The sequence below is a fragment of the Caproiciproducens galactitolivorans genome, assembly GCF_026672255.1.
Lineage (GTDB): Bacteria > Bacillota > Clostridia > Oscillospirales > Acutalibacteraceae > Caproiciproducens > Caproiciproducens galactitolivorans_A.
The window spans coordinates 67,871-94,775 of the sequence record NZ_JAPOHA010000007.1; the positions used below are offsets into that span (position 1 = coordinate 67,871).

The window sequence follows — 26,905 nt, forward strand, 5'->3', positions numbered from 1 at the left end:
CATACCCCATGTATTATACTGAGTTTATAAGATGATAAACTGAGGGAGTTTAATGAAGAACGAAAACTTGCTAGAAATGACCGGCTCAGTTGAGCAGGTCATTTTTAAAAATGAGAAAAACGGATACGCAATTATTGAAATAAACAATGGGGAAGAGCTGGTAACCGTAGTAGGGATAATGCCGCTGGTAAGCGCGGGGGAAGAATTACGGGTAGTCGGCAACTGGATTAACAATCCCAACTACGGTACGCAGTTTAAAGCGGAGGCTTTTGAACGTTCAAAACCGTCCACAACGGTTGCCCTGCTCAAATATCTGGCTTCGGGCGCGATTAAAGGAATCGGGCCGAGTACCGCCGGAAAGATTGTGGACGCTTTTGGAATGAACACGCTGGATATTATTGAAAAGGAACCGGAACGCCTGTGTGAAATCAAGGGGATTACAAAGGCAAAAGTAAAAAAAATAAGCGAGGAATTTCAAAAAACGCACGGCATTAAGGAAATAATGCTTTCTCTTGGAAGCTACGGCATATCGCCGGAAGAATCCGTGCGGGTCTGGAAGTATTTCGGACCGGAATCGGCGGAACGCGTACAGGAAGACCCTTACTGCCTGTGCGGGGACGGGATTGAGATCGAATTCGACCGGGCGGACGGCATCGCCGCCTCGCTGGAACGTCCGCAGGACGACCGGTGCAGGATACGCGCCGGGATACTGCATGTTTTAAAGCATAATATCGCAAACGGCCACACCTGCCTGCCGGCGGACAAGCTGCTGAAGACATCTACAAGAATGCTTGGCATTGCGATGGAACTGGCAACTGAAATGCTCGAGGAATTGAAGGCGGACGCCTCAATTATTTCCGCCGTTTTCAACGGCAGGGAATATATCTTTACTCCAAAACTGTATCGCTCCGAGGTCTATTCCGCCGGTCGGCTCCAGATGATGCTGCACTATCCCGCGCAGTCCATTATCGGAGTTGATGATTCCATTTCCGCCATTGAAGAGGCTTTTCAAATTCAATATGCGGACGGGCAGAAACAGGCGATCAAAGAGGCACTGTTAAAGGGAATTCTGATTTTAACCGGCGGCCCCGGCACCGGAAAAACAACGACCTTAAATGCGATTATTAAGATATTGGAGGAAAAAGGAGAGAAAGTCCTGCTGGCCGCTCCGACCGGAAGAGCCGCAAAGCGGATGTCGGAACTGACGGGGCAGGAGGCAAAAACCATCCACCGCATGCTTCAGGTGGAATGGGATGAAAACGATCTGCCGGTTTTTGCCAAAAATGAGAAAAACTTACTAGAATGCGATGCGCTGGTAATAGACGAGCTTTCCATGGTGGACACAAATCTGTTTGAAGCGGTCCTGCGCGCCTTGCCGCTTGGAAGCCGCTTGATCATGGTCGGCGACTGCGATCAACTTCCTTCCGTCGGCCCGGGCAATGTTTTGAGGGATTTAATAGTGACCAACCGTTTTCCGGTCGTACAGCTTGATCGGATTTTCAGACAGTCCATGCAGAGCCTGATTATTACGAACGCGCATCGGATCGTAAAGGGGCAGATGCCGGAGCTTGCCGACCACAGCAGCGACTTTTTCTTTTTGCCCAGCAACGACCCTTCGGAAATCCGCAGAACGATTGTTGAACTGTGCGTAACCCGTCTGCCCGCCAGTTACGGGTATTCCCCGCTGACCGATATTCAGGTGCTTTCCCCCGGCAGAAAAGGGGAGCTTGGCACCATGGAGCTGAATAAGAGAATTCAGGCGGCGGTGAATCCGCCGGATAAGTCCAAGAAGGAGGTTAGCATTAACGGCATTCTTTTCCGCGAAGGCGATAAAGTGATGCAGGTGAAGAATAACTATAATCTTTCCTGGTCCAAATCAGACGGCTCCTGCGGCGAAGGGGTTTTTAACGGTGATCTGGGCATCCTTTGCGCCGTTGACCGGAGAGCTTCCACTTTAACGGTGCTGATGGATGACCGCGTCGTACTGTATGAACTGGAAACCGCGGCCGAACTGGAACTCGCTTATGCAATGACCGTCCACAAGAGCCAGGGCAATGAATTTCCGGCGGTCGTCATGCCCATGTACCTGGGGGCGCCCCAGCTTTCTTACCGGAATCTGCTGTATACGGCGATTACCCGCGCGCGGTCTTTATTAATCCTTGTGGGTACACGAAGGACCATCCAGACAATGATCGACAATAATAAAAAAACGCGTCGGTATACCGGGCTCTCTTACTTTTTGACGGAAGGAGCGGAAAATGAAGAATAAAGGGATTTTCGCTGCGCTTTTGGATATGATTTTCCCGCCGCGATGCGTTTTCTGCAATGAAATTCTTTTGCCCGGGGCAAAGGTTTGCAAGAAATGCGCGAAAGAAATAACACAGATCAATCGTGTGAAATGCATTGTTCTGCCGGCTTCGGGAAAAACTATTTCTTGCGTATCTCCGTTCGCATATGAAAATAAAATCCGGCAGTCCATTCTTCAGTTTAAGTTTCACGGACACAGGGATTTTGCGGGCATTTATGCGGAAAAAATGGCGGAGCTGGTTCAGAATCAGTTTCCGGAAATTTCTTTTGATTTCATAACGTCCGTTCCGATTTCTTCGGAAAGACGAAAGATAAGGGGTTACAACCAATCCGAACTTCTGGCAAGATCGGTTTCCCAATGCTTATCCGTTCCCTATGACGACTGTTTAGTGAAAATAAAAAACAACAGGGAACAGCATAAATTGAGTGAAAAAGAACGTTTAAAAAATGTCTTAGGCGTTTATCAGGCTAAAAACACGGAGAAAATATCTGGGAAAAGCGTCCTTTTAATTGACGATATTGTTACTACGGGAGCAACGCTCAGCGCATGCGCCGCAATGCTTTATCAGAATGGAGCCAAATTTGTGGCCTGCGCAACAGTTGCGGAAGTATAGTTTAAAAAGTTGAAATATCTCGTATTATGTAATATAATATTTGGGACATAAAGATTGGATGTGGTTGTGTGTTGGGAACAGATATTGCGATCGATTTGGGTACATCGGCCGTCAAAATTTATCTTGACGGGAAGGGCATTATACTTAACGAACCGGCAATTGTTGCCGTAAATGTAGAAACAGACGAAATCGTAGCGACCGGATCAGAAGCGTATAAAATGATTGGCAGGACTTCGGATAAAATAGATGTTGTTCATCCGCTTTGCAACGGGGTAATTTCAAACTTTGATTTAGCGCAGCATTTAATCAGCACATATTTAAAGAAAATCAGCGGCAGTAAGGTTTTTATGCCCCGCGTGGTTGTAAGCGTGCCCTGCCAGATTACCGAAGTGGAAAAGCGCGCGGTTGTAGATGCCATCAGCGCGGCAGGCGTACGGAAGATCTGTTTAATTGAAGAACCGGTTGCGGCCGCAATGGGCGCCGGGGTAAACATCGCAACGCCGCACGGAACTTTGATTGTGGATATCGGCGGCGGTACGACGGATATGGCCGTGCTGTCCCTGAGCGGGATTGCGATTTCCCGGTCCATTAAGGTTGCGGGAAATGCGTTTGACGAGGCTGTTATCAAATATATCCGCAAGAAATACAACCTGATTATCGGCCAGCGTACGGCAGAAGACGCAAAGATTGCAATCGGCTGCGTATACCCGAGAAAGGAACTGGTTTCCCACAGGGTAAAAGGGCGCAACGCGATGACCGGTTTGCCGCAGTGGGCCGATATCAGCTGTGACGAAATGCTGGAAGCTTTGATTGAACCGGCGATGCAGATTGTTCGCACCATTCAGGAAATGCTCGAAAAAACGCCTCCGGAACTGATGGGGGACGTTTATTCCGACGGCATTATTTTAACGGGCGGATCGGCGCAGCTTGCCGGATTTGATACACTGATCTCGAAAAAAGCGAAAATGGCCGTCCATATTGCGGAGGATTCACAAATATGCGTTGCACTGGGTGCTGGTAAAGCAATTCAGTTTATTGATGATATACAGAATAAAGGCTATGGCATTTTAAATCCGCTTAGTGCCGCATACTAAAGAAAAACAAACAAGAGAGTGCTGCTGTATTTTTACGGCAGCGCTTTTTTATTTGCATCAACAGGTTAATACAGGGAAGATACTTCCGCCTGTTTCAAAAAATCAGGGTGTGAGTATCTGTTGAAGAAAGATTTTATCAATTCTATGAGTTCACATTTTATTCGGTTACAATTTAGTAATTTTTGTTAAATTTACGTAATATTACCAATGATTTTTATACAGAATTAACTTTCTTGTTCGACAATATATAATTATTTTATCAAATCAAGCGGAAGAAAGAGGGTATCGAAAATGATGGAATCGAAGAAGAATATCACTGGGAAACTGGCATTCAAAATTCCTCTGAAAATTATTTCTGCGGTCGTGATGATGATTGTATTTATCTGTATTTTTCTAAATATTTATTTATCAAATTTACAGCAAAAATCGGTAATGAACAATATCAACGCGGTGGCGGAAAACAACGCTTACCTTGTGTCCGATTACCTGAATAACTTAAAGACCGTTTCGGGATCCTTTTCAAAACAGGTCTATCAGTACAAATCGCTAGATGCCGGTCTTAGGGATCAGTTTATACGCAAGAGCCTGGATTCCTATCTGGATGACGAGCGCATCTTTTCCGCTTATGTTGCCTTGGAACCGAATTCGCTGTTCGACAATACGCCGCAGGGCCGGTCGTACTATGAATACCGCGATGGAAGCAATAAAAAATTAGACGTCAACAGTGATTTTGATACATACAAAGACGGGGAATATTACGCCGTTTCAAAACAGACCGGAAAAGCGCATATTACGGAACCGTATTCCTATAAGCTTTCCAACGGCAACACCGTGTGGCTTATCACCATCAGCAGCCCGATTCTGGACAGCAGCGGAAAGTTTTTAGGTGTTGCAACCGCGGATATTCTAACCGACACGATTAATAACCTTCAATATAACTTAGGCGGTTATACTACGTCGGACAACTATATTCTTTCAACCGGTTCGCTCTATGTTTCCGATACGGCGGATAAGAAAAAGTCCGGTACCGCTTTTTCGGCAAAAGAGGACAGTTCCCTTTTTAAAGTGAGCCAGCCGTTAAAAATTGATGGAATAGACAATAAATGGAGCAGCAATTTTACTGTTCAAAAATCCGAGGCGTTAAAGGATGTTACCCTGCTTACCTTTTTGATTTCAATGGTTGGAATCGTCGGGATACTCATGATCGGATTCCTCATTATCCTGATTATCCGGAGGTCCCTTGCTCCGGTTGGCAAGATTGTTGCGCTTTCAAAAGAAATGGGCAACGGCAACCTGAATTCGGAAATTAATGTCCAAACCAAGGACGAGCTTGGGGAACTGGCGGCCATTTCCAAAGAGACCTCGCAGAGGCTGAGTGAGTATGTGGGGGAAATATCGCAGGTTTTAACGGAAATAGCCAATGGAAATCTGAAAGTGGATGTTACACGCGATTACGTAGGGGATTTTGCTCCGATCAAAAAGGCCCTGCTGAAAATTATCGAGTCGCTGAATATGGCGTTTTCCGAAATCGGCACCGCCGCCATGCAGGTTTCGACCGGTGCGAATGAAATCGCCAATGGCGCCGAGTCCCTTTCCAACGGCGCAACCGAGCAGGCCGGTTCTTTGGAAGAACTTTCCGCCTCGATCGATGAGATATCCCGGAAGGTAAAACAAAATGCCGGCGATGCGAATCATGCGAAAACGCTTGCGGAAGATGCCGAAAGAGAGCTGCAAATCGGCAAGGATACAACCGGTGAAATGATCTTAGCGATCGATCAGATCCGCGATACTTCCATGGAGATTACAAAGATTATTAAGACGATTGACGACATCGCTTTCCAAACCAATATCTTGGCGCTGAACGCCGCCGTGGAAGCGGCAAGAGCGGGTACCGCCGGAAAGGGATTCGCCGTTGTGGCCGATGAGGTCAGGAATCTCGCGAGCAAGAGCGCGGAAGCCGCCAAACATACGACAGCCTTGATCGATAATTCCGTCAGCGCGGTAGAAAACGGGACAAAAATAGCAGCGAAAACGGCGGAACTTTTGAATTTGATTATTCAAAAATTCACGGATGTCAACAACCTGGTAACGGAGATCGCGGACGCTTCCAATGAACAGGCGAGTTCGATTGCGCAGATCGATGTCGGCGTTTCACAGATTTCCTCCGTTGTCCAGACAAACTCCGCGACGGCGGAGGAGAGCGCGGCGTCCTCCGAAGAGCTTTCCGCTCAGGCAAATCTTCTTCAGGAACGGTTGGCCAAATTTGAACTGAAAACAGACCGGAAAATGCTTTAAAACGCACAAAGCATAAAAACAAAAGCCGCTGTATTGCAGCGGCTTTTGCATATTCTCGTGAAATTTATTTACTCATCATATAGTTGATAAACATTAATTCATCTTCCGGATTTTCTACGTTCAGCTCCGCGGAAACCGTGGAGTTTTTCGCGCCTTCCAGAAGTGCGCGGACACCGTAAAGCTGGCAGAGTTTGCTTTTCAGATTCAGTGTGTTGCCGTCTTCTGTAATAAGATATACGTTTCCTTTGGCCTTGTCCAAAAGTTCGATCAGTTTCACTACGTCAATGTCGTAAAGTTTCATATTTCTAACCTCCTGTTTTTCGATCTGCTTGTGAGCAGATTATACCATGGAAATTCAAGAAATACAATCCATCTTTCCTTTATTTGGTATAATTCTAAATCCATTCGGTATTTTGCATTTACAGTTTCATATTCGTGTGCATTATTTACAAATACAGTACCCGATAATTGCCGAATATTGAAAAAATTAAGTCAAATATGGAATTAAACGGTTTACTTTTCATGTTTTGCTTCCGATTTCTTAAAATTCACATATTGTTAATTAAATCATGCTGTCAGTTATAGTAAAATAGTAGATAACGTATAGAAAAGCTGTTATAAGGATGGTTTTGGTGTTTGGTTATATAAGGCCGCAAAAGTCGGAATTGCTTGTCCGGGAATATGATCAGTACAAGGCGGTATATTGTTCGCTTTGCCGCCAGTTGGGGAAAAGCTACGGGATGATGGCGCGGCTTACCTTAAGTTACGACTGTACCTTTTATGCATTGATGCAGTTTGCAGTCGGTACGGAATGTCCCGGCTTCCATGCCGGGCGGTGTGTTGTGAATCCGCTGAAAAAATGCGCATACTGTAACGTAGGCGAAAAAGAATTGATTGCCGCTTCCGCATTATCGGTTATTATGACGTATTATAAAATAAAGGATGACATTGCAGATTCCCATTTCTTCGGGAAGCTTCGTTCGTTTTTCCTGCTGCCTTTTGCGGCACATGCGCGAAAAAGAGCGGCCCGTGATTTCCCCTGGATGGACGCGGTTGTTTCCCGGTCCATTGAAAAGCAGAATAAAACCGAGCAGGGAGACAACCCCTGTATTGACGCCTGCGCGGAACCTACTTCGGAAATGCTCAGACAGGTCTTTGCGTCCATTGCCGGAAAACCGGAAGATCCGGAAAGCGCGGAGGCCCGCATTCTGCGTCAGTTTGGCTATTATCTTGGACGGTGGGTCTATTTAATCGATGCCGCGGATGATATTGGAAAGGATCTTCGATCTGCTTCCTTTAATCCTTTTATATTGAAATTTCAATTAAGTCAATCGAGTACGCAGGAAGAATTGGACAAAGTACAAAATTATGCCAATCAGGTTTTAAATCATACACTTTCTCAACTCATTGCCGCATTAAATATCTTGGATTTAAATCATTTCAGGCCTATAATTGATAATGTTGTAAAAAAAGGCCTGCCGGAGATTCAAAAAGAAATACTGTTTAAGAAGGAGAAAATGCATGTCGGATCCTTATAAGATATTAGGAGTTTCACCAAGCGCTACGGATGCTGAAATTAAAAACGCTTATCGTGAGCTTGCAAAAAAGTATCACCCCGATAATTATTCCGGAAGTCCGATCGCCGATTTAGCCGGTGAAAAGATGAAAGAGATTAACGAGGCTTACGATACCATCGTCGCTCAGCGTAAACAGCAAAAAAACGGAGAATATTCCGCTTATAATTCATCGGGCGGCGGATATACGAATCCGGGTTATGCATATACTTATTCGAATTCAGGATTCAGCGACATTCGCAATTTAATCATGGTTGGCCGGATTGCGGACGCGGAACAAATTTTGGACGGGGTGCCGTCGGAAAACAGAAATGCGGAATGGTATTTTTTGAAGGGCACCGTCCTTTATAAACGCGGCTGGCTGGAAGAGGCCTACAACAGCTTTGCAAGAGCGTGCCAGATGGACCCGGGAAACGGGGAATACCGCGCGGCCATGAATCAGGTGGTCAACCAGCGCAACGGCGCCTACGGCGGATATAATCCCAACGTCCGGTATTCAAACGGCTGCAGCGGCTGTGATATCTGTTCGTCGCTGATCTGCACGGACTGCTGCTGTGAATGCATGGGCGGCGATTTAATCCCATGCTGTTAACGGCATTCGGGGGGGATCGATTTGAAGAAAAGTTTCCGCTTGGCTTTCTGCGGAATCATTACAGCGTTATGCACGGTGCTGATGTTTTTAACCGGATTGATATCCATTGGAACCTACGCTTTGCCCGCCCTGTCGGGCGTATTGCTCATTGCGGTAGTGATTGAGTTCGGGAAGAGCTGGGCATGGCCGGTTTATATTGCCGTTTCGGTGCTGTCCCTGCTTCTTGCGGGGGATAAGGAAGCCGCGATGCTGTTTATTCTTTTCTTTGGATATTACCCGATTTTGAAGTCACAAATTGAAAAAATTCATAATCGGGCAACCGTATACCTGCTAAAATTCGCAGTTTTCAACGTATCGATGATTCTGGGCTTTTTTATCGGCATTCAGCTGCTTTCCGTGCCGAAGGACAGTTTTACCGTCAGGGGAATCTATCTTCCGTGGGCGTTCCTGCTTTTGGGAAATTTTGTTTTCGCTGTTTATGATTACGCCCTTTCCTTGCTGGTCGTTTCCTATTTCCAGCGCTTTCATCCATATTTCAGCAAATGGTCAAAATAAAGCTTTGCCCCCTATGGGGGCTTTTTTTTATGAATAATCGAAATAAATGAATTAAAAATGGCTCCTTCCTGCAAATAAACGGAAATATACTTGATTTTTATGCGGTTTCGAATTAATATGAATATTAGGAGTTGGTTGAATGAATAATTTATTAATCATCAGAATCAGAAACAAGATGAAAGAATTTTCCAAAGGACAAAAATTAATCGCAAAATACATCGAGGAGCATTACGATAAAGTTGCGTTTATGACGGCTTCGAAACTGGGGGCGACGGTTGGAGTAAGTGAGTCGACGGTTGTACGTTTTGCAACGGAAATCGGCTATACGGGTTATCCGGAGCTACAGCAGGCCATGCAGGAAATGATTCGCAACAAACTGACTTCCGTACAAAGAATGGAAGTTACCGCAAGCCGAATCGGAGATGCGGATATTCTTGATTCCGTATTCAATCAGGATATCGAAACCATCCGCAGAACGATGGAAGAAACCCCGCACGAGGATTTTTACCGTTCGGTAGACGCAATCGTCGCCGCACGCAAAATTTATATTCTCGGTGCGAGAAGTTCGCTTGCCTTGGCGACGTTCCTTTACAATTATTTTAATTTAATTTTTGAAAATGTCCTTTTAGTAAAGTCAACCAGCGAAGGAGAAATTTTTGAACAGATGATCCGGGTTGACGAGCGGGATGTTGTGATCGGGATCAGCTTTCCCCGTTATTCCCGCAAAGCCGTCAATGCCATGAATTTTGCTCACAAGCGCGGAGCGACGGTTATTGCCATTACCGACAGCTTGCTTTCGCCCCTTGCAAACGAGGCGGACTACACGCTGCTTGCCCGCAGCGATATTGCGTCGATCGTAGATTCGCTCGTGGCGCCGCTCAGTTTGATCAACGCGTTGATTGTGACCACCTCCCTAAAAAAATCCGGAGAGCTTACGCAGGTGTTTAAACGCCTTGAAGATATTTGGGATGAATATGAAGTATATGAAAAGGTAGATGAAAAATCAAGTGGATCGGCCTTATGATGCACTGATAATCGGCGGCGGCGCGGCGGGTATGCTCGCGGCGGGAACAGCTGCGCAGAACGGCCTGCGCGTTTGCCTGCTCGAAAAAAAGGACCGGCCCGGACGAAAACTCCTCATCACCGGAAAGGGCAGATGCAACCTTACCAACGCCTGCGATGTTCAGACCTTAATCGCTTCGGTTCCGTCGAACGGACGCTTTCTTTACAGCGCCGTCACACAGTTTACGCCGCAGGATACCATCCGCTTTTTTGAGGATCTCGGCGTACCGACCAAGGTGGAACGGGGAAACCGTGTTTTTCCGCAATCCGACAAATCGGTTGATGTTGTGGACGCTCTTACGAATTTTGTAAAACGGAACGGCGCCGACCTTGTTACGGGGGAGGCAAAGCGGCTTATATTGAAAGGGAATACGGTGCATGGAGCGCAGCTTGCGGACGGAACGCAGATTTCAGCGAAAAATGTGGTCGTCTGCTGCGGCGGCGCGTCTTACCCCGCGACCGGTTCCACCGGCGACGGCTACCGCCTTGCAAAGCAGACGGGGCATACGGTAACGCCGCTGCGGCCTTCGCTGGTTCCCCTCGTCGTTTCCGGCGATGAGTGCCGCGAGATGATGGGTCTGTCGCTGAAAAATGTATCCATTACCGTAATGGATACAAAAAAGGAAAAAACGATTTATACGGATTTTGGTGAAATGCTTTTTACCCATTTCGGCGTATCCGGCCCGATGATATTAAGCGCCAGCGCGCATATGCGGGATATGGAGCCCGGCCGTTATCATATTCTGATCGATCTGAAACCGGCGCTCAGTATCGAGCAGCTTGACGCGCGGCTGCAACGCGATTTTGAACAGAATCACAACCGGGATTTTGCCAATTCCTTATCCGCGCTTCTGCCGCGGAAGATGATTCCTGTGATGGTTTCGAAATCCGGGATACCGCCCGAAACGAAATGCAATCAGATTACAAAGGAAATGCGCCGTTCTTTCGCCGGCCTTTTAAAATCCTATGAGTTGCAGGTAACGGCCTTTCGTCCGATCGAAGAAGCGATCGTGACTTCCGGCGGCGTTAAGGTCAGCGAGATCAATCCGAAAACCATGCAGTCCAAACTGGTGAACGGCCTCTATTTTGCCGGTGAAGTAATTGATGTGGACGCCTACACCGGCGGATTTAATTTACAGATTGCGTTCAGCACCGGCCGTCTTGCGGCTAACTCTTTAGACAGGGGAGAATCGTACGAATGATAGCAATTGCAATTGACGGGCCGGCGGGAGCCGGTAAAAGCACAATCGCCCGCCGGGCGGCGGCGGAGCTTGGCTATATTTATGTTGATACCGGCGCTTTGTACCGCGCGGTCGGCCTGTTTATGATCAAAAAAGGGATAAGCCCGTCCGATTCGGCGGCGGTTTGTCCGCTTCTGGAGCAGGTGCAAATCCGGCTTGCTTTTCAGAACGGGGAGCAAAAAGTCCTTTTGGGGAACGGGGATGTTACGGGAGAAATCCGTACGCCGGAGGTTTCCATGGCGGCTTCCGACGTTTCCGCCATTCCGGAGGTACGGACGTTTTTGTTTTCCTTACAGCAGAACATTGCCAAAACGAACAATGTTGTTATGGACGGCCGTGATATAGGAACGGTTGTTCTGCCGAACGCACAGGTAAAAATTTTTCTGACGGCATCTCCGGAGGAGCGCGCGAAAAGAAGATTTGCGGAGATGAAGGAAAAAGGAGAACCGGTTGTATTTGAAGAGGTTCTGGCCGATTTAAAGAAACGGGATTATAACGATTCCCACCGTACCGTTGCGCCGCTTGTTCCGGCGGAAACGGCGATTGTGGTGGATACTACGGGCAATACATTGGAGCAGTCGGTTGAAAAGCTTCTATCCATTATTAAGAGTAATTTGAACGAAAATGAATGGAATTGGTGAAACAAATGGAGCGAACACCCCTATATAATGTTGGAAAAATACTTGTTCAGCCTATCGCAAAATTCTTTATGCCTTATAAGATTAACGACGGTGACCGCATGCCTCCTACCGGGAAGGTGGTTGTCTGCTGCAATCATATCAGCAACTCCGACCCGGTTCGGCTTGCTTTTTCACTGCACCGCCAGATTTTTTATATGTCAAAAGCGGAATTGTTTGAAAACAAAGCTCTTGGCGCGATCCTTTCCGGGCTCGGCGCTTTCCCCGTCCAAAGAGGAAGAGGGGACATGACCGCAATCAACCGGGCGTACGAGCTTTTGCGGAATGGGCAGGCGCTTGGCGTTTTTATTGAAGGGACGCGTTCAAAAACGGGAGAACCTTTACAGCCGAAGGCCGGAGCGGTCATGCTGGCTTACAAAAACAAAGCGCCCATCCTTCCGTGCTGTATTACCGCAAAAGGCGGCGGTGTTCCGAAAACCTTTGAAAAATGCATGGTGTCGTTTGGAAATCTGATCCAGCCGGAGGAGCTGGGGATCGAAAAGGGGACCGGCAGCGAGTTTCGAAATGCCTCCCGTATCGTAATGAGTAAGATTATTGAACTTCGCGAGCGTGATTTGAAAGCATTCGAAAAACGATAAGGCCTGATTTTATGTTTTATTTTTCCTGCCTTCGCTTTTTTTCCTTTCTTGCACGGCGGTTCTTTCAAATTGAATACAAGGGAATTGAAAATATACCGGGCGAGGGAAAGCTGATTGTCTGCTGTAACCACAAATCGGTAATGGATCCGCTTTTTCTGGCGGCGCCTTTCAAAAGGCAAATCCGGTATATGGCAAAATCCGAGCTGTTTGAAGATCACGGCGCTGTTTTTCGCTGGATTTTATACCATTTGGGCGCTTTCCCGGTCAAACGGAATTCGGGCGATGCGCAGTCCATACGAACCGCTGTGCAGATTTTGGATGAGGGCGGTCTGCTGGGAATTTTCCCGCAGGGTAAGTGTGTTTTTGACAATACGCCGTTTAAACCCAAGGCCGGCGCCGCCATGATTGCCGGACTGTCAAAGGCGCCGGTATTGCCGGTTTCCATTTACTGCGACGGGGTTATTAAACCGTTTAAAAGGGTAACGGTCCGCATTGGAAAGCCGATTTCGCCGGAGGAACTGCAAATCAATCCGAAATCCACCGCCTCCGTCCGCGCGGCGGCGGGAGTGATTGCGGAAAAAATAAATCAGATGCTGGAGGAAAAGAATTGAAGATTATCGTAGCCCGTTCGGCAGGCTTTTGCTTCGGCGTAAACCGGGCGATCGAAATGGTGAACGGGCTTCTCGGCAAAGGGAAAAAGGTTTGTACGCTCGGGCCGATTATTCACAATCCCCAGACGCTTGCCCAACTGGAAGCACGCGGGGTGAAAATAGTGGAGTCGCCCGACGAAGTACCTCCGGATGCGACCATCGTCATTCGCTCTCACGGCGTGCCGAATACCGTACAGGATGCGATTCTTGCAAGAAAGATCGACTGTGTCGATGCGACCTGTCCATTTGTTGCCAAAATACACAAGATTGTATCGAATGCGGCTTCCGAGGGAAGAACAGTCTTGATTGCAGGGGATTGCAGCCACCCGGAAGTACAGGGGATAAAAGGGCATTGTTCCGGAAACTGCTACGTATTTAAAAACGCCGAAGAATTGCGGAATATCCTCCAAAATATTCCGCATGATAATAAAAATGCTCCCTGTGTGGTGGCTCAAACGACTTTCAGCGTATCGGAATGGGAAAATTGTTTGAAAATCATCAAAAGGGTATATACAAATGCAACAATTTTTGATACAATATGTAATGCTACTGCTATGCGTCAATCCGAGGCGGCTTCCCTGTCCCGGTGTTGTGATGCAATGATTGTAATTGGCGGAAGACAAAGTTCGAATACTGCGAAATTACGTGATGTGTGCGGAAAAAACTGCAACACATATCTTATAGAAACAGCGGACGAGCTGCCGCTGGCGGCCCTGAAAGGGGCCGAGTGTATTGGCATTACTGCCGGCGCTTCCACGCCGGCAAGCATTATAAAGGAGGTACTTGATACCATGTCAGAAATCAACGAGGGTGCTGGTCAAAACTTAACGGAGAATAATGCCGAGGGAAACTTCGAGGAAATGCTCGAGGAGTCCCTAAAGAATTTAAATACAGATGAGAAGGTACACGGTGTAGTTGTCGGCATTACTCCCAGTGAAGTGTATGTCGATGTAGGAAGAAAGCAGGCTGGTTTTATTCCGGCTGCGGAGCTTTCCGCGGATCCGAATGCTCGTCCGGAGGATCTCGTTAAAGTAGGCGACGAGATGGATCTTCTCATTATGCGTACAAACGATCAGGAAGGCACGATTATGCTTTCCAAGAAGCGCCTGGACGCGGCAAAGGGCTGGGAAACCGTTTCCGCCGCGGAAGAAAGCCAGGAGGTTCTTACCGGCGTTGTTACCGAGGTTATTAAAGGCGGCTTAATCGCTGTTTCCAACGGCGTCCGTGTTTTTATTCCCGCTTCACAGGCAACCGCTTCCCGCGGCGACTCTTTGGACGAGCTGCTGAAGAAGGAAGTAAAGTTCCGCATTATCGAAGTGAACCGCAGCCGCAGACGTGCGGTCGGTTCCATCCGTTCCGTCCTGAAAGACGAGCGTAAGATATTAGCCGATAAATTCTGGGAGACGGCTGAAGAGGGCAAGGAATACGACGGTGTTGTAAAATCCTTGACCGCATACGGCGCCTTTGTTGATTTGGGCGGCATCGACGGCATGATCCATATTTCCGAACTCTCCTGGGGCAGAATCAAGCATCCTTCCGAGGTTGTCAATGTCGGCGATACGGTTCATGTATATATTAAAGGCCTTGACAGAGAAAAAGGGAAAATTTCACTCGGCTATAAACGCGCGGAGGACAACCCGTGGGAAATCTTAAAGCGTGATTATCCCGTCGGAACGGTTGCGGACGTAACGATCGTCGGCATGACCGCATTCGGCGCATTTGCCAGAGTTATCCCTGGTATCGACGGTTTGATACATATTTCTCAAATCGCCGACCACAGAATTGAAAAACCGCAGGATGTTCTGAAGATAAACGACGTCGTCAAAGCCAAGATCACCGATATTGATTTTGACAAAAAACGCGTCAGCCTTTCAATTCGCGCTCTTCTCGAACCCGCAGAGCAGACGGAAGAAACACCCGCTGAATAATTTTTATACCTGAAAGATATAAGCGCAGAGGACGTTTGCTTCTCTGCGCTTTTTTCCGCCTTTGCACATTTTTATTCCTCCTGTGTATTATAAGGTATGTGATTTGGAGGTGAGATTATGCGAAGGTGGCACAGATACGGAACCCGTTCGCATTTTGGTTTAAAATTTTTAACTTTCATAGTTCTGATCTCAGCGTTTATACTAATGCTGGACAGTGCATTTCGTCCGGTCATTAAATCTATTACGACGAATCAGGCGCGCATGAAGTCGGTTGAGGTAATCAATCGCGCCATTTCCGAAGAGTTAAACAAAAATGCCGTTTCCTACAACGATCTGGTAACGATAGACCGCGACAGCAGCGGAAAGGTGCTTGCCATTACGACGCAGATGGTTCGAATGAACCAGTTGAAATCCGCTGTGATTGCGGATGTTCAGAAAGAACTCGGCGACGATTCCCATATAGATATGGGTGTTCCTCTGGGAACCCTCCTCGGAAACGATTTGGTGCATGGGCGGGGGCCGAATATACCGCTTCGGTTAACGCTTTCCGGTTCTGTGAGCGCGGAGTTCAAAAGTACCTTTGAATCCGCGGGGATAAACCAGACGAAGCACCAGATTCTTTTATACATACATACCAGCATTTATTCCTATATACCGGGATTTGATACGACTACGGAAGTGCAGACCTCGATTCCTGTCGCTGAAACAATCATAATCGGCGAAGTCCCTCAGGTTGTTGCAAATATTAACTGATCTTGCTATAGTATATATCGAGATTTATTTCCAGTGTTTCTCAGCATAACCTTGTTTATAAAAGCAGATTTAACAGAACGAGAGGATCAATTTCTATGGACGTGAAAGAAGCGGAAATTCAGCACAAAGAACTGGCTGAACAGATTCATTATCATAATAAAAAATACTATACGGAAGATGCGCCGGAGATTGACGATTACGAATACGATATGCTTTACCGGAAACTCCAGCAGCTGGAGGCGGAATTCCCCAGCCTGATTACGCCGGAATCCCCTACGCAGAAGATCGGCGGCGCGTCGCTGAACAAGTTCCAGCCGGTTACGCATGAAATGCCGATGGAGAGCCTTCACGACTCCTTTTCGCAGGAGGAATTAATGGATTTCGACCGCAAAGTACGCGCGGCGGCAGAGAACCCGGTTTATATCGTTGAACCGAAGTTTGACGGCCTTTCCGTTTCTCTTGAGTACCGGGACGGCCTTTTCTTCCGTGGTTCCACCCGGGGAGACGGCCTTGTCGGCGAGGATGTCACGGAAAACCTTCGTACCATCCGCACAATTCCGCTGAAGCTTACCAAACCTTTGCCCTTCATTGAAGTGCGCGGCGAGGTTTACATGTCTCACAAAAGCTTTTTTGAGCTTTCCGAGCGGCAGGAACTGAATGATGAAAAGCCATTTAAGAACCCGCGCAACGCGGCGGCGGGTTCCCTGCGGCAAAAAAATGCCGGCGTTACCGCTTCGCGCAAATTGGATATTTTTGTTTTTAACGTTCAGCAGGTTGTCGGGGCGGAACTTCACGCCCACGACGAAGCGCTCCGCTTTTTAAAAGAACTCGGCTTTACCGTTCCGCCTTTCTTTACCGCCTGCACCACTATGGAGGAAGTCATCCATGAGGTGGAGAGAATCGGCGAGATGCGCGGAACGCTGGATTATTCCATTGACGGCGCGGTGGTGAAAGTAAACTCCTTTTCCCAGAGAGAACTTCTGGGCAGCACCGCGAAATTTCCGAAATGGGCGGAGGCGTTTAAATATCCGCCGGAGGAAAAGCAGACCAAGCTGGTGGATATTGAAATCAACGTCGGCCGCACCGGCGTACTTACGCCCACCGGCGTATTTGAACCCATTACGCTTGCAGGAACGACCGTAAGCCGCGCAACGCTCCATAATCAGGATTTTATCGCGGAGAAAGAGATCCGGATAGGGGATACCGTCGTTTTACGAAAAGCCGGAGAAATTATTCCCGAGGTCGTTTCCGTTGTATCCCATGCCGAAGACTCAAAGGCGTTTGTTATGCCCGATGTCTGTCCTTCCTGCGGTGCGGAGGTAACGCGCGCGGAAGGGGAAGCCGCAACGCGCTGTACGAACCCGGAGTGCCCGGCGCAGCTTCTGCGGCATATGATCCATTTTTCCAGCCGGGACGCAATGGATATTGACGGGCTTGGTCCAGCTGTCATCGAGCAGTTGGTTAAAAACAACCTTCTTTCGTCACCGGCAGATTTATATAATCTGGAGATAGAACAATTGAAATCCCTTGACCGGATGGGGGAAAAGTCGTCCCAGAATTTAATCGACGCCATCAAACGGTCGAAGGATAATGACCTTTACCGGCTGATCTATGCGCTGGGAATCCCCAATATCGGGTTGAAAGCCGCAAAGCTCCTTTCCGCTTATTTTAAGAGTATGGATGCGGTTTTCCAAGCGACAGAGGAGGAAATATCCGCAATCGACGGCTTCGGCCAGATCATGGCGCAAAGCGTCCGGCGCTTTTTCGAGTTGCCGAATACCGCGCATTTAATCGGAAGGCTGCGGGACGCGGGCGTCAATATGCTGAGCAGAGCAGTCGTTGAAGATAACCGCTTTGCCGGAAAGACCTTCGTTCTTACCGGAACCCTGCCCACATTAACAAGAATGCAGGCAGGCGCGGTGATCGAGAAGCTGGGCGGCAAGGTTTCCGGAAGTGTTTCCAAGAAGACCGATTATGTTTTAGCCGGTGAGGATGCCGGAAGCAAGCTGACAAAGGCGCAGCAGCTCGGTATTACGGTGATTACCGAAGAAGATTTTCAGGAAATGATCCAATAAGGATTTACAATATAAAGATACAGAGATACAGATGCTCCGCGGGACTTTCCCCCCGCGGGGCATTTTTTTTGTTCTAACACGCCCAAGTTGTCCATATCTATGGTAGTGAAAGGGAGGACAAGGTAATGGAGAACAATGGCAACCCAAGATTCGATTCCGCGGCGAAGGCCGTATACGGAAAAATCGGCAAATATTTTTTACAGCTGCCGCTGGAAATTAAAAATCAGGTGCAGGAGCTGCGGATTCGTGTCAATAAGCCGGTTTCGATCTGCTGCGTCAAAGGAATCTACTTTTTTGACCGAAACGGTTCGCTGGCCTGCCGGCCCGGCAGCAATACTCTGATTGCTACAAAAGAAGATATTGAAGAATGCTTCCGAAATATATGCAGTTATTCGATTTACAGCCACCAGAACGAAATACGGAACGGATATGTCACGCTGGTTGGAGGGCACAGGGTTGGAATCAGCGGAACCGCTGTTATGGATAACGGGGAAATCAGCGGCATACGCGATATCTCTTCCATTAACATCCGGATTGCGCGGGAAATTGCCGGTTCTGCGAATGAGCTTTTGGATAGCTTAAAAAACAATGTTTCCACCGGCCTGCTGATCGCAGGGCCGCCGGTAAGCGGAAAAACAACGCTGCTGCGGGACATTGCCCGTCAGCTTGCAAGCGGCGTGCTTGGAAATATCCGGAAGGTCGCCGTAATCGACGAACGGGGGGAACTGGCGGGTACCTGCATGGGCGTACCGCAGAATGATTTGGGTGTATGCAGCGACATATTGGACGGCTATCCGAAAGCACAGGGAATTATGCAGGCAATCCGCTGCCTTTCCCCGGAGTACATTGTCTGCGATGAGCTGGGCGGATACGACGAGGTCAGCGCGGTGGAGCAGAGCCTGAACGCGGGAGTTATCATGATTTCGTCGATTCACGCCGGCAGCCTGGAGGAATTTTTAAAAAAAAGACAGGCGGTCAGCCTTTTGGAAACAGGCGCATTCGGCAGTGTCGCCATATTAAATGGACAAATGCAGCCGGGAAAAATCGCGGGAATTTATAAGGCGGGTGAGTTACTTGCTAAAATTCGTGGGGGCTATGTTCCTGATTGCGGCAGGAACGATGGCGGGATATATGGAGTCGCATAGATTGACGCTGAGGGTGGAACAGCTGGAAAAATTTTTGAAATTCCTTTCCGCGGCACAGACGGAAATCCGGTTTTCCGCCCTTCCGGTCGACCAGATCGTAAAAAGACACGGAAACGGCCTTCCCTTTTTAAAAGCGTGCGGGGCCTGCTTTGAGAACGGTATGGATTTTTTTACCGTCTGGCAGGACGGGGTAGACCGCAGCGGCATGAGCGACAAGGACAAAGACCTTTTGAACGGATTTGGCCGGGGGTTTGGAACAAGCGATACGGAAGGGCAGATTTCCCATTGTTCCCTGTATTATGAACTGACTTCTCTCAGCCTGAAAGAGGCAAAGGAAGAAAAGGACAGGAAATCAAAACTATACCAAATGTTTGGCATATTTTCCGGGATGGCGGCGGCGCTGCTGCTATGCTGAAATTGGAGGAATGAAAAATGGATGTGGATTTAATTTTTAGAATTGCGGCGATCGGGATCATTGTTGCCGTATTAAATCAACTGCTGATTCGCTCCGGCCGGGAAGATCAGGCAATGATGACGACCATTGCCGGACTCATTGTCGTACTGATGATGATTGTAAAGCAAATAGACCTGCTCTTTAAGTCTATTAAATCCATATTCGGTTTATAAATTATGAATATCGTAGCAATAGCAGGAATTTCCATCATCGCGGCGATTCTGTCCGTGATGATGAAACGCTACCATCACGAATATTCCGTTATCATCAGTATTTGCGCCGGAATCATCATCCTGTTTGAAATACTGGCTAATATTTCACCCGCTGTAAATCAGATTCATACCCTGCTTGCCAATGCGGGGATTTCCTCCGAATATGCCGCGATCCTGCTGAAGTCACTCGGCATTTGCTTTTTGGCGCAGTTTGCGGCGGATTCCTGCCGCGACGCGGGCGAAAGCGCACTCGCCTCGAAAGTGGAGCTTGCCGGGAAAGTTTCCATTGTTATTTTATCGCTTCCTCTTTTTGAGAAGATCGCCAGTACGGCGGTCGGTTTGATTGGAGGATGAAAATGAAAAAGATTGTATGCCTTCTTCTGGCGGTGTTTTTGGTTTCCGCCTTTCTTCCGCAGGCCTACGCGGCGGAAAATCAGAAGAAATATTATAAACAGCAGATGGAACAGAGCGGAGCGGAGGACTTGCCCTCCAAGCTTCCGGAAGAAACCCGAAAAGCGTTGGAAAACCTTGGCATTGAGGGTGCTGATTGGAAAAGTATCACGTCGATTACTCCACAGAACTTTTTTGAGCAGATTTTTTCCGTAGCAGGAGGGAAAACCGACGCGCCGTTCAAAGCGGCGGTTTCCGTCATTGCCGTTATGCTGCTGTGCGCCCTGCTGAACGGAATGAAGCTGTCTTTCGGAGAAAAAGCACTGGGCGGCGTAATCGGAATGGTTGCCACTCTTTGCATCAGCATTATTGTAATCAATCCGATTGTAACCTGTATTGCCAATGTGGCTGCCGTAATCCGTACGGCAGCGGAGTTCCTTTTAGCCTGTGTACCCGTTCTTGCCGGAATTATGGTAGCGGCGGGTCAGCCCGCTTCGGCGAGCTCCTACAATCTTTTGATGGTTGCGGCGGGGAACGTGATATCTCTTTTATCCGCAAATATCCTGATGCCCTTAATGAATATTTTTCTGGCCCTTTCCATCGTGTCGGCTGTTTCGCCGAATATGAACCTCAGCGGGCTGTGCGAAGCGTTCAGCAAGTCGGCGAAATGGATTATGGGCTTCTGTATGACGGTCTTTACGGGATTGCTCACCCTGCACGGCATTGTCGCCACCGCGCTGGACACAACGGGAACCCGCGCCGCAAAGTTTATTGTGAGCAGCTTTGTTCCGGTGGTGGGAAACGCTCTGGGCGAAGCGCTGCATACCATTAACGGCTGCGTTAAAATGCTGAAATCAGGCGTCAGTGCCTTTGGCCTGCTTGCCGGATTATGCATTTTTCTGCCCATCCTCATCGAGTGTATTATCTGGCTGATCACCATGCATGTCTGCGCGGGAATCGGGACGATTTTTGAACTAAAGGAAATCACGACCCTTTTAAAGGCGGTAGTGAATGTAATCGAAACCCTGCTCGGTATTCTTTTATGCTGTATGGCAATCCTGACGGTTTCCACCGTCGCCATGCTGATTATCGGAGGTGTGTCATGAATGCGGTAAGGGAATGGTCTGCGGCGATCTGCCTTGCCGCGCTCGTGGCGACGCTTCTGCAAAGCCTAGTTCCGGGCGGGTCCATGGAACGGATGGTGCGGTTTGTAGTCGGCGCGTTTATGATCTGCGCGATTATCGTGCCGCTCGCAAAAATAGCGCCCCAGATCGGGACGAAATTTCAAACGGATGCGCCGAGCCGGGCAAACAGTCAGCTTGAGGGGACGGTTGACAAGCAGATTTCCGAAGCGGCACAGGCCAGCATTAAAAATCTGGTGATTACGGAATTAAACAATATCGGTGTGAAATGTAAAAATGTTCGTGTGTTTATGGATACAAACGAAGATGGCAGCATATCAATTAACAAGGTTGTTGTAACTTTGGCAAAAGGGTACAGCTCGGATTGCGAAAAGGCTTCGGCTCATTTGAAAAAGGTTTTGGGACTTAAAATGGAGGTAATCGCTGATGAAAATCGATAACAGCGGTTCAAAAGAAGAAAAAGAATCTCTTTTTACGAAGCTTGCGGAAAATGAAATCTATCGCAAAATCATTATTGTAGTCGGATTAATCGGGATTGCTTTCATTTTCCTTTCCGGGCTTTTTAAAAGTGACCATACAGAAGCGAAAACCGTTTCCTCTCCAACGGAAGTATCCGCCGATCAGTATGCGGCGCAGCTTGAAAGCAAACTAACGGATATTGTTATGCGGATTAAGGGTACGGGTTCCGCAAAGGTTTTGGTTACTCTTGAGCGGAGCACGCAGTATGTATACGCGACAGAGGAAAAGAAAAGCAATCAGACAACGCAGGATAAATCCGACGGCACCACAACCAAAAACGAGGCAAACGACAATACGGAAACCACCTATATACTGGTGAAAGGCGCCGACGGCGCACAGAAGGCGCTTGCGGTTACCGAGGTTCAGCCCATCATAAAGGGTGTGGTTGTAGTCTGTGACGGAGGTGACGATCCGGTCGTTCAGCAAAATGTAATATCGGCTGTTACAACAGCACTGGACATTACTTCTGTGCGAGTATGTGTAGTAAAAGCAAAATAATTTTAAACAGGGGGAATACTTTCTATGACTATGGGAAAGCGACAGCTTGTTCTTGCGGCTTTAATTGTAGCACTTGGCGCGGCGGTTTATCTGAATTGGCAGTTTTCCGGCAACAGTCCTTTGATTGCAACCAATGCGGTGGCATCAACGGCCGGCCATGAACTGGGCGAAGCACAGCTTGCGGAGGCACCGGTATCGGGAAAAGGGAAATCGGCGTCGTCTGTTTCGCCTTCCCAGAAGACAAGTGCAAACGCGGAAACATATTTCACGGAAGCGCGTTTATCCCGGCAGAAGACAAGGGATCAGGCGGTTGAACTTCTGGAAAAGGTTATTGCGGATTCAAAATCGAATGAAGCCGCCAAAAAGGAAGCGGTGAATCAGGCTGCCCTGATCGCGCAAAACACGCTGCGGGAAAACAATGCCGAAAACCTCATTAAGGCGAAAGGTTTTCAGGACTGCATGGTGTTCATTCAAAATTCGGAATGCAGCGTTGCGGTAAAAATGAACGATTCAACGCAGAATAACGCAATCGTTATTAAGGATATTGTTTCCGGTCAAAGCGGAATCGCGTATGACAAGATCAAAATTGTGGAAGTAAAGTAATTCCCTTGCTTTGCTTTGTAGTACCGTACATAGAATGTTCAATCCCTTTCTGTCCGGATAAAATCTTGATTCTGGTAAAGATTGTGGTATAATGTTAGCGTGGATGTTTGAAAATATAATCAGCGAATAAACCCTCCACATAATTCGTGGAGGGTTTTTATTTTAAATTGAGGTAAGGTACGGAGGAAAATAAATGAAAAGACGTGAGGCAAGGGAACAGGCATTCGTTCTGATCTTTGAAAGAAGCTTCAGCCACGATACGACCGAGCAGATTATTGACGCGGCTGGTTTATGCAGCGATATCATTATTGATGATTTCGCCGAGAAAATCGCCGTGGGCGTGGAAGAAAACGAAGAAGCAATCGATGCTCTCATTGAAAAAAATATCCGCGGATGGAAAATGAACCGCCTTTCAAAGGTTTCCCTTGCTCTTTTAAAAATGGCAATTTATGAAATGCTGTTTGAAAAAGATATTCCGGTCAGTGTGTCCATCAATGAAGCGATCAACCTTGCGAAGAAATACGGAGGTTCCGACGACGCTTCCTATGTAAACGGCGTTCTGGGCTCCGTTGCAAAAGATCTTGGTGATAAAGTTGGCCGTGAATAATACGCTCGGCATCGACACCAGCAATTACACCACTTCCGCGGCGCTGTTCCGGGACGGGGCGATAAAGCAGGAGAAAATGCTGCTGCCCGTAAAAGAAGGCGAGCTTGGCCTTCGGCAGAGCGACGCCGTATTTCACCATGTACAGCAGCTTCCGGTTATTCTGGAAACCCTGCTTTCCGAAAAGCAGCCGATCGAAGCCGTTGGCGCTTCGAGCCGCCCGCGTGATCTGGAAGGCTCCTATATGCCCTGTTTTACGGTCGGCCTTGGTACGGCGAAGGCGGTTTCCAAAGCCCTCGGCGTTCCCATGCGTACTTTTTCCCATCAGGCGGGGCACATTGCCGCCGCTTTGTATTCTGCCGGAAAGCTTTCCCTGATCCATCAAAAGTTTATCGCGTTCCATGTTTCCGGCGGCACGACGGAGGCGGTTCTGGTTACGCCGGACGAACAGTCGGTGTTCCATACGGAACTGCTTGCCCGGTCGCTCGATTTAAAGGGCGGACAGGCTGTCGACCGGGTGGGCGCCATGCTGGGTCTTTCCTTTCCCGCGGGAAGGGAACTGGAACGGCTGGCGCAGGAAACGGAGATTCATTTTAAAATAAAGCCGTCGCTCAAAGGAGCGGACTGTTCGTTATCCGGTATTGAAAATAAATGCGGGGAGTTGCTTCGCAAGGGAAAGCCCAAGGAAGAAATCGCGTCCTACTGTTTGCAGGCGATTCTTTCCGCACTGGACGGAATGGCGGAGGAACTGCTGAAACAATACGGCGAACTTCCGCTGTTATTCGCGGGGGGCGTGATGTCGAACGGGATGATTCGCAAGGCGCTTACCGGAAAGTACGGCGCCTATTTCGCCGAACCGGCTTTTTCAGCGGACAATGCGGCGGGAATTGCGATTTTAACCTCTATAAAGGGGGCATAATAATGATGGGTTCCCCGGTTGTGCTCAGCATTACACAATTGAATACGTATATCAAGTCTTTGTTTGACGGGGATACCCGTCTGAACCATGTATTTGTCAGCGGTGAAATCTCCAATTTCACCAATCACTATAAATCCGGCCATTTTTATTTATCGCTTAAAGATGATAAATGCGTGATTCGTGCCGTTATGTTCGCGCAAAGCGCGCGCCGGCTCCGCTTCCTGCCGAAGGACGGGATGAAGGTGATTGTCCGCGGCAGGGTAAGCGTATACGAAGCGACGGGGCAGTATCAGCTTTATATCGACGATATGCAGCCCGACGGGCTTGGCGCGCTGAATATGGCGTTTGAACAGCTTAAGGCAAAGCTGGACGCGGAAGGTTTGTTTTCCGCACAGCGGAAAAAACCGCTTCCCAAATTCCCGAAACGGATCGGCGTGATCACCTCGCCGACGGGAGCGGCGGTACACGATATTACCACGATTCTGGCCCGGCGGTATCCGCTTGCGGAAATTGTTTTCTGCCCGGTATTGGTACAGGGGGAAGGGGCTGCTCCCCAGCTCGCAGCCGCGCTGGAACGCTTTAACCGTCTTTCGTGCGCCGACATGATCATTTTGGGACGCGGCGGCGGTTCACTGGAAGATTTGTGGCCCTTTAACGAAGAATGTGTTGCGCGGGCGGTTGCCGCTTCCGACATACCGGTTATTTCGGCGGTCGGACACGAAACAGACTTTACCATCTGTGATTTCGTTGCGGATTTGCGGGCTCCCACGCCGTCAGCCGCCGCGGAACTGGCCGTTCCCGACGCCGCCGAACTGAAGGCTTTCATCAGCGGCAGTGCCGTTCGTTTAAAAGAATGCATGGAATATCAGCTAGCCGATTCGAAGCGGCGGCTTGATGCGCTGACATCCTCCTATACCTTTCGCAGGCCGCAGAATCTGGTGGAGCTGGAGCGAATCCGAACCGATCAGCTTTACGAGCGGTTACGGGTCTGCATTAGCCAAAAGGCCGCGGAGGCAAAACTGGAGCTGCGCACGGCGAGCGGGAAACTGAATGCCCTCAGTCCGCTGGCGACCCTTTCCAGAGGGTATACCATTACCTACGATCATCAGGGGCATATCGTTTCGGAAATTTCCGGTATGCAAACAGGTGAACAAATTTCAGTGCTTTTAAAAGACGGGAAGCTGCATTGTCTGGTGGAAGGCATGGAGGTAAAACATGAATAAGAAGATGACTTTTGAAGAAGCCATGACGAAACTAAATGAAATTGTCGGCCGCATGGAAAGCGGAAATGAATCGCTGGAAACCTCTTTGAGCCTGTTTGAAGAAGGTTCTGCGCTCGCGGCTTTTTGCTATGGCAAATTACAGAACGCGGAGCAGAAAATCAAGCAGATAACGGAAATGAAAGAAGCCGGCGGTGAAAAAGATGCTTAATCAGCAAATGAACGAAACAATCGAAATGGTGGATCGGAAGCTGGAAGAATACCTTCCGCAGGAAGATGTTATGCAGGCGGATTTAATCAATGCCATGCGCTACAGCCTTTTGGGCGGCGGAAAAAGAATCCGTCCGCTTCTGGTGCTGGAATTTTGCAGAATCTGCGGCGGCGATGTCAACGCGGCGCTTCCGTTTGCCTGTGCGGTCGAAATGATACACACCTACTCGCTGATTCACGATGACCTGCCCTGCATGGACGACGACGACATGCGCAGGGGACATCCTTCGAACCATAAGGTGTTTGGGGAAGATACGGCCCTTCTCGCGGGGGACGCGCTGCTTACGATGGCCTTTGAAACCATGCTTTCGGAAGAATCGGTTCGTATGGCCGGAGCCGAACGGGCGGCGGCTGCGGCCGGAATCCTTGCCCGCGCGGCAGGGGCATACGGTATGGTCGGCGGACAGGTGATCGACCTTATGAGCGAAGGACGGGTAATCGACCTCAATACCCTGAAAGAAATGGACGAGTGCAAGACCGGGGCGCTGATTTTAGCGGCGGCGAAAATGGGATGCGTTATTGCAGGGGCGAACGAAAGCCAGATAGAAGCGGCTGAAAAGTATGCCAAAGCGATCGGGCTGGCTTTTCAGGTGGTTGACGATATTCTGGACGTTACCGGCAATTCGGAGACTTTGGGAAAACCGGTCGGAAGTGATCATGAAAACAGCAAGTGCACCTACGTAACCCTCATGGGTCTGGATAACGCAAAAATAAAGGCCCTTGAGCTGACGGACGCCGCTGTAAAAGCGCTGGAAGGCTTTGAAAGCGGTACGGAGACCCTGTCCCAGCTGGCGCGGGCACTTGTGTCGCGTGATAAATAGAAATTTCCCGTAAATATTGACAAATTTGACGGCGTATGCTATGATTGTTAGGCCGCATATTACGGGCTCTTAAAAGTGGGAAACCCGCCCGG

The 26,905-nt window shown here is 48.6% G+C and carries 29 protein-coding genes; 28 read left to right on the forward strand and 1 reads right to left on the reverse strand.

What is annotated here, in order from left to right:
* Window positions 1-52: 52 nt before the first annotated feature.
* From OUY18_RS08060 to OUY18_RS08075, 4 genes are all read left to right on the forward strand, one after another.
* Window positions 53-2,269, forward strand: coding sequence for an ATP-dependent RecD-like DNA helicase (locus OUY18_RS08060; RefSeq protein WP_268058255.1), 2,217 nt, complete (start codon window positions 53-55; stop codon window positions 2,267-2,269).
* Window positions 2,259-2,921, forward strand: coding sequence for a ComF family protein (locus tag OUY18_RS08065; RefSeq protein ID WP_268058256.1), 663 nt, complete (start codon window positions 2,259-2,261; stop codon window positions 2,919-2,921). The genes OUY18_RS08060 and OUY18_RS08065 overlap by 11 nt, the downstream gene beginning before the upstream one ends.
* A 68-nt stretch (window positions 2,922-2,989) precedes the next feature.
* Window positions 2,990-4,015: a rod shape-determining protein gene (locus tag OUY18_RS08070; RefSeq protein ID WP_268058257.1), complete on the forward strand. Its 1,026-nt coding sequence runs from the start codon at window positions 2,990-2,992 to the stop codon at window positions 4,013-4,015.
* 291 nt (window positions 4,016-4,306) lie between these two features.
* A complete protein-coding gene (locus tag OUY18_RS08075; RefSeq protein WP_268058258.1) occupies window positions 4,307-6,310 on the forward strand; it encodes a methyl-accepting chemotaxis protein in 2,004 nt (667 codons plus the stop codon).
* Window positions 6,311-6,374: 64 nt separating this feature from the next.
* Here OUY18_RS08075 and OUY18_RS08080 read toward each other — a convergent pair whose 3' ends face one another.
* The gene (locus OUY18_RS08080; RefSeq protein WP_268058259.1) at window positions 6,375-6,611 is read right to left on the reverse strand and encodes a hypothetical protein; all 237 of its coding nucleotides are present in this window, start codon (window positions 6,609-6,611) and stop codon (window positions 6,375-6,377) included.
* Between the two features lie 322 nt (window positions 6,612-6,933).
* Between OUY18_RS08080 and OUY18_RS08085 the strand changes: the two genes are divergently transcribed.
* From OUY18_RS08085 to OUY18_RS08200, 24 genes are all read left to right on the forward strand, one after another.
* Window positions 6,934-7,848 carry a DUF5685 family protein gene (locus tag OUY18_RS08085; RefSeq protein WP_268058260.1) on the forward strand — a complete coding sequence of 305 codons (915 nt, stop codon included), beginning with the start codon at window positions 6,934-6,936 and terminating at the stop codon, window positions 7,846-7,848.
* Window positions 7,832-8,476 (forward strand): J domain-containing protein, encoded by a 645-nt coding sequence (locus OUY18_RS08090; protein ID WP_268058261.1) that lies wholly within the window; start codon window positions 7,832-7,834, stop codon window positions 8,474-8,476. Before OUY18_RS08085 ends, OUY18_RS08090 begins: the two co-directional genes overlap by 17 nt.
* 21 nt (window positions 8,477-8,497) lie before the next feature.
* On the forward strand, window positions 8,498-9,031 hold the full coding sequence (locus OUY18_RS08095) for a hypothetical protein (RefSeq protein WP_268058262.1): 534 nt from the start codon (window positions 8,498-8,500) through the stop codon (window positions 9,029-9,031).
* 139 nt (window positions 9,032-9,170) lie between these two features.
* On the forward strand, window positions 9,171-10,055 hold the full coding sequence (locus OUY18_RS08100; RefSeq protein ID WP_268058263.1) for a MurR/RpiR family transcriptional regulator: 885 nt from the start codon (window positions 9,171-9,173) through the stop codon (window positions 10,053-10,055).
* Complete coding sequence (locus tag OUY18_RS08105) at window positions 10,027-11,295, forward strand: NAD(P)/FAD-dependent oxidoreductase (RefSeq protein WP_268058264.1); 1,269 nt, start codon at window positions 10,027-10,029, stop codon at window positions 11,293-11,295. The genes OUY18_RS08100 and OUY18_RS08105 overlap by 29 nt, the downstream gene beginning before the upstream one ends.
* Entirely contained in the window at window positions 11,292-11,975 is a 684-nt protein-coding gene (gene cmk / locus OUY18_RS08110; RefSeq protein ID WP_268058265.1) for a (d)CMP kinase, read from the forward strand. Before OUY18_RS08105 ends, cmk begins: the two co-directional genes overlap by 4 nt.
* A gap of 68 nt (window positions 11,976-12,043) precedes the next feature.
* The gene (locus OUY18_RS08115; RefSeq protein ID WP_268058266.1) at window positions 12,044-12,610 is read left to right on the forward strand and encodes a lysophospholipid acyltransferase family protein; all 567 of its coding nucleotides are present in this window, start codon (window positions 12,044-12,046) and stop codon (window positions 12,608-12,610) included.
* 11 nt (window positions 12,611-12,621) lie between these two features.
* Window positions 12,622-13,221 (forward strand): lysophospholipid acyltransferase family protein, encoded by a 600-nt coding sequence (locus OUY18_RS08120; protein WP_268058267.1) that lies wholly within the window; start codon window positions 12,622-12,624, stop codon window positions 13,219-13,221.
* Window positions 13,218-15,188, forward strand: a complete 1,971-nt coding sequence (locus OUY18_RS08125; protein WP_268058268.1) for a bifunctional 4-hydroxy-3-methylbut-2-enyl diphosphate reductase/30S ribosomal protein S1 — start codon at window positions 13,218-13,220, stop codon at window positions 15,186-15,188. Before OUY18_RS08120 ends, OUY18_RS08125 begins: the two co-directional genes overlap by 4 nt.
* A gap of 117 nt (window positions 15,189-15,305) precedes the next feature.
* The gene (yunB, locus tag OUY18_RS08130) at window positions 15,306-15,941 is read left to right on the forward strand and encodes a sporulation protein YunB (RefSeq protein ID WP_268058269.1); all 636 of its coding nucleotides are present in this window, start codon (window positions 15,306-15,308) and stop codon (window positions 15,939-15,941) included.
* 95 nt (window positions 15,942-16,036) lie between these two features.
* Window positions 16,037-18,016 carry an NAD-dependent DNA ligase LigA gene (gene ligA, locus OUY18_RS08135; RefSeq protein WP_268058270.1) on the forward strand — a complete coding sequence of 660 codons (1,980 nt, stop codon included), beginning with the start codon at window positions 16,037-16,039 and terminating at the stop codon, window positions 18,014-18,016.
* Window positions 18,017-18,141: 125 nt separating this feature from the next.
* Entirely contained in the window at window positions 18,142-19,161 is a 1,020-nt protein-coding gene (locus tag OUY18_RS08140; RefSeq protein ID WP_268058271.1) for a stage III sporulation protein AA, read from the forward strand.
* Entirely contained in the window at window positions 19,148-19,576 is a 429-nt protein-coding gene (locus OUY18_RS08145; RefSeq protein ID WP_268058272.1) for a stage III sporulation protein AB, read from the forward strand. Before OUY18_RS08140 ends, OUY18_RS08145 begins: the two co-directional genes overlap by 14 nt.
* Window positions 19,577-19,593: 17 nt before the next feature.
* Complete coding sequence (gene spoIIIAC, locus OUY18_RS08150) at window positions 19,594-19,788, forward strand: stage III sporulation protein AC (protein WP_268058273.1); 195 nt, start codon at window positions 19,594-19,596, stop codon at window positions 19,786-19,788.
* 3 nt (window positions 19,789-19,791) lie between these two features.
* Entirely contained in the window at window positions 19,792-20,181 is a 390-nt protein-coding gene (locus OUY18_RS08155) for a SpoIIIAC/SpoIIIAD family protein (protein ID WP_268058274.1), read from the forward strand.
* Between the two features lie 2 nt (window positions 20,182-20,183).
* Window positions 20,184-21,323 (forward strand): stage III sporulation protein AE, encoded by a 1,140-nt coding sequence (locus tag OUY18_RS08160; RefSeq protein ID WP_268058275.1) that lies wholly within the window; start codon window positions 20,184-20,186, stop codon window positions 21,321-21,323.
* Entirely contained in the window at window positions 21,320-21,799 is a 480-nt protein-coding gene (locus OUY18_RS08165; RefSeq protein WP_268058276.1) for a stage III sporulation protein AF, read from the forward strand. The genes OUY18_RS08160 and OUY18_RS08165 overlap by 4 nt, the downstream gene beginning before the upstream one ends.
* Window positions 21,786-22,376, forward strand: a complete 591-nt coding sequence (locus OUY18_RS08170) for a stage III sporulation protein AG (RefSeq protein ID WP_268058277.1) — start codon at window positions 21,786-21,788, stop codon at window positions 22,374-22,376. Before OUY18_RS08165 ends, OUY18_RS08170 begins: the two co-directional genes overlap by 14 nt.
* A gap of 24 nt (window positions 22,377-22,400) precedes the next feature.
* Entirely contained in the window at window positions 22,401-22,979 is a 579-nt protein-coding gene (locus OUY18_RS08175; RefSeq protein ID WP_268058278.1) for a SpoIIIAH-like family protein, read from the forward strand.
* Window positions 22,980-23,172: 193 nt separating this feature from the next.
* Window positions 23,173-23,586 (forward strand): transcription antitermination factor NusB, encoded by a 414-nt coding sequence (gene nusB, locus OUY18_RS08180; RefSeq protein ID WP_268058279.1) that lies wholly within the window; start codon window positions 23,173-23,175, stop codon window positions 23,584-23,586.
* Window positions 23,579-24,502, forward strand: a complete 924-nt coding sequence (locus OUY18_RS08185; protein WP_268058386.1) for a peptidase M22 — start codon at window positions 23,579-23,581, stop codon at window positions 24,500-24,502. The genes nusB and OUY18_RS08185 overlap by 8 nt, the downstream gene beginning before the upstream one ends.
* A 2-nt stretch (window positions 24,503-24,504) precedes the next feature.
* Window positions 24,505-25,725 carry an exodeoxyribonuclease VII large subunit gene (xseA, locus tag OUY18_RS08190; protein WP_268058280.1) on the forward strand — a complete coding sequence of 407 codons (1,221 nt, stop codon included), beginning with the start codon at window positions 24,505-24,507 and terminating at the stop codon, window positions 25,723-25,725.
* A complete protein-coding gene (xseB, locus tag OUY18_RS08195) occupies window positions 25,718-25,933 on the forward strand; it encodes an exodeoxyribonuclease VII small subunit (protein WP_268058282.1) in 216 nt (71 codons plus the stop codon). The genes xseA and xseB overlap by 8 nt, the downstream gene beginning before the upstream one ends.
* Window positions 25,926-26,813: a polyprenyl synthetase family protein gene (locus OUY18_RS08200; protein WP_268058283.1), complete on the forward strand. Its 888-nt coding sequence runs from the start codon at window positions 25,926-25,928 to the stop codon at window positions 26,811-26,813. Before xseB ends, OUY18_RS08200 begins: the two co-directional genes overlap by 8 nt.
* The last annotated feature ends 92 nt before the right edge of the window (window positions 26,814-26,905 follow it).

Bases quoted from the DNA above. Each gene is read 5' to 3' on its own strand.
- xseA (WP_268058280.1), top strand. From the start codon at position 24,505: ATGATGGGTTCCCCGGTTGTGCTCAGCATTACACAATTGAATACGTAT.
- OUY18_RS08065 (WP_268058256.1), top strand. From the start codon at position 2,259: ATGAAGAATAAAGGGATTTTCGCTGCGCTTTTGGATATGATTTTCCCG.
- OUY18_RS08060 (WP_268058255.1), top strand. From the start codon at position 53: ATGAAGAACGAAAACTTGCTAGAAATGACCGGCTCAGTTGAGCAGGTC.
- OUY18_RS08080 (WP_268058259.1), bottom strand. From the start codon at position 6,611: ATGAAACTTTACGACATTGACGTAGTGAAACTGATCGAACTTTTGGAC.
- OUY18_RS08120 (WP_268058267.1), top strand. From the start codon at position 12,622: ATGTTTTATTTTTCCTGCCTTCGCTTTTTTTCCTTTCTTGCACGGCGG.
- OUY18_RS08115 (WP_268058266.1), top strand. From the start codon at position 12,044: ATGCCTTATAAGATTAACGACGGTGACCGCATGCCTCCTACCGGGAAG.
- OUY18_RS08075 (WP_268058258.1), top strand. From the start codon at position 4,307: ATGATGGAATCGAAGAAGAATATCACTGGGAAACTGGCATTCAAAATT.
- OUY18_RS08100 (WP_268058263.1), top strand. From the start codon at position 9,171: ATGAATAATTTATTAATCATCAGAATCAGAAACAAGATGAAAGAATTT.
- OUY18_RS08160 (WP_268058275.1), top strand. From the start codon at position 20,184: ATGAAAAAGATTGTATGCCTTCTTCTGGCGGTGTTTTTGGTTTCCGCC.
- OUY18_RS08105 (WP_268058264.1), top strand. From the start codon at position 10,027: ATGAAAAATCAAGTGGATCGGCCTTATGATGCACTGATAATCGGCGGC.
- OUY18_RS08200 (WP_268058283.1), top strand. From the start codon at position 25,926: ATGCTTAATCAGCAAATGAACGAAACAATCGAAATGGTGGATCGGAAG.
- OUY18_RS08155 (WP_268058274.1), top strand. From the start codon at position 19,792: ATGAATATCGTAGCAATAGCAGGAATTTCCATCATCGCGGCGATTCTG.
- OUY18_RS08165 (WP_268058276.1), top strand. From the start codon at position 21,320: ATGAATGCGGTAAGGGAATGGTCTGCGGCGATCTGCCTTGCCGCGCTC.
- OUY18_RS08175 (WP_268058278.1), top strand. From the start codon at position 22,401: ATGACTATGGGAAAGCGACAGCTTGTTCTTGCGGCTTTAATTGTAGCA.
- OUY18_RS08170 (WP_268058277.1), top strand. From the start codon at position 21,786: ATGAAAATCGATAACAGCGGTTCAAAAGAAGAAAAAGAATCTCTTTTT.
- OUY18_RS08140 (WP_268058271.1), top strand. From the start codon at position 18,142: ATGGAGAACAATGGCAACCCAAGATTCGATTCCGCGGCGAAGGCCGTA.
- cmk (WP_268058265.1), top strand. From the start codon at position 11,292: ATGATAGCAATTGCAATTGACGGGCCGGCGGGAGCCGGTAAAAGCACA.
- yunB (WP_268058269.1), top strand. From the start codon at position 15,306: ATGCGAAGGTGGCACAGATACGGAACCCGTTCGCATTTTGGTTTAAAA.
- xseB (WP_268058282.1), top strand. From the start codon at position 25,718: ATGAATAAGAAGATGACTTTTGAAGAAGCCATGACGAAACTAAATGAA.
- OUY18_RS08145 (WP_268058272.1), top strand. From the start codon at position 19,148: ATGGAGTCGCATAGATTGACGCTGAGGGTGGAACAGCTGGAAAAATTT.
- ligA (WP_268058270.1), top strand. From the start codon at position 16,037: ATGGACGTGAAAGAAGCGGAAATTCAGCACAAAGAACTGGCTGAACAG.
- OUY18_RS08085 (WP_268058260.1), top strand. From the start codon at position 6,934: ATGGTTTTGGTGTTTGGTTATATAAGGCCGCAAAAGTCGGAATTGCTT.
- nusB (WP_268058279.1), top strand. From the start codon at position 23,173: ATGAAAAGACGTGAGGCAAGGGAACAGGCATTCGTTCTGATCTTTGAA.
- spoIIIAC (WP_268058273.1), top strand. From the start codon at position 19,594: ATGGATGTGGATTTAATTTTTAGAATTGCGGCGATCGGGATCATTGTT.
- OUY18_RS08090 (WP_268058261.1), top strand. From the start codon at position 7,832: ATGTCGGATCCTTATAAGATATTAGGAGTTTCACCAAGCGCTACGGAT.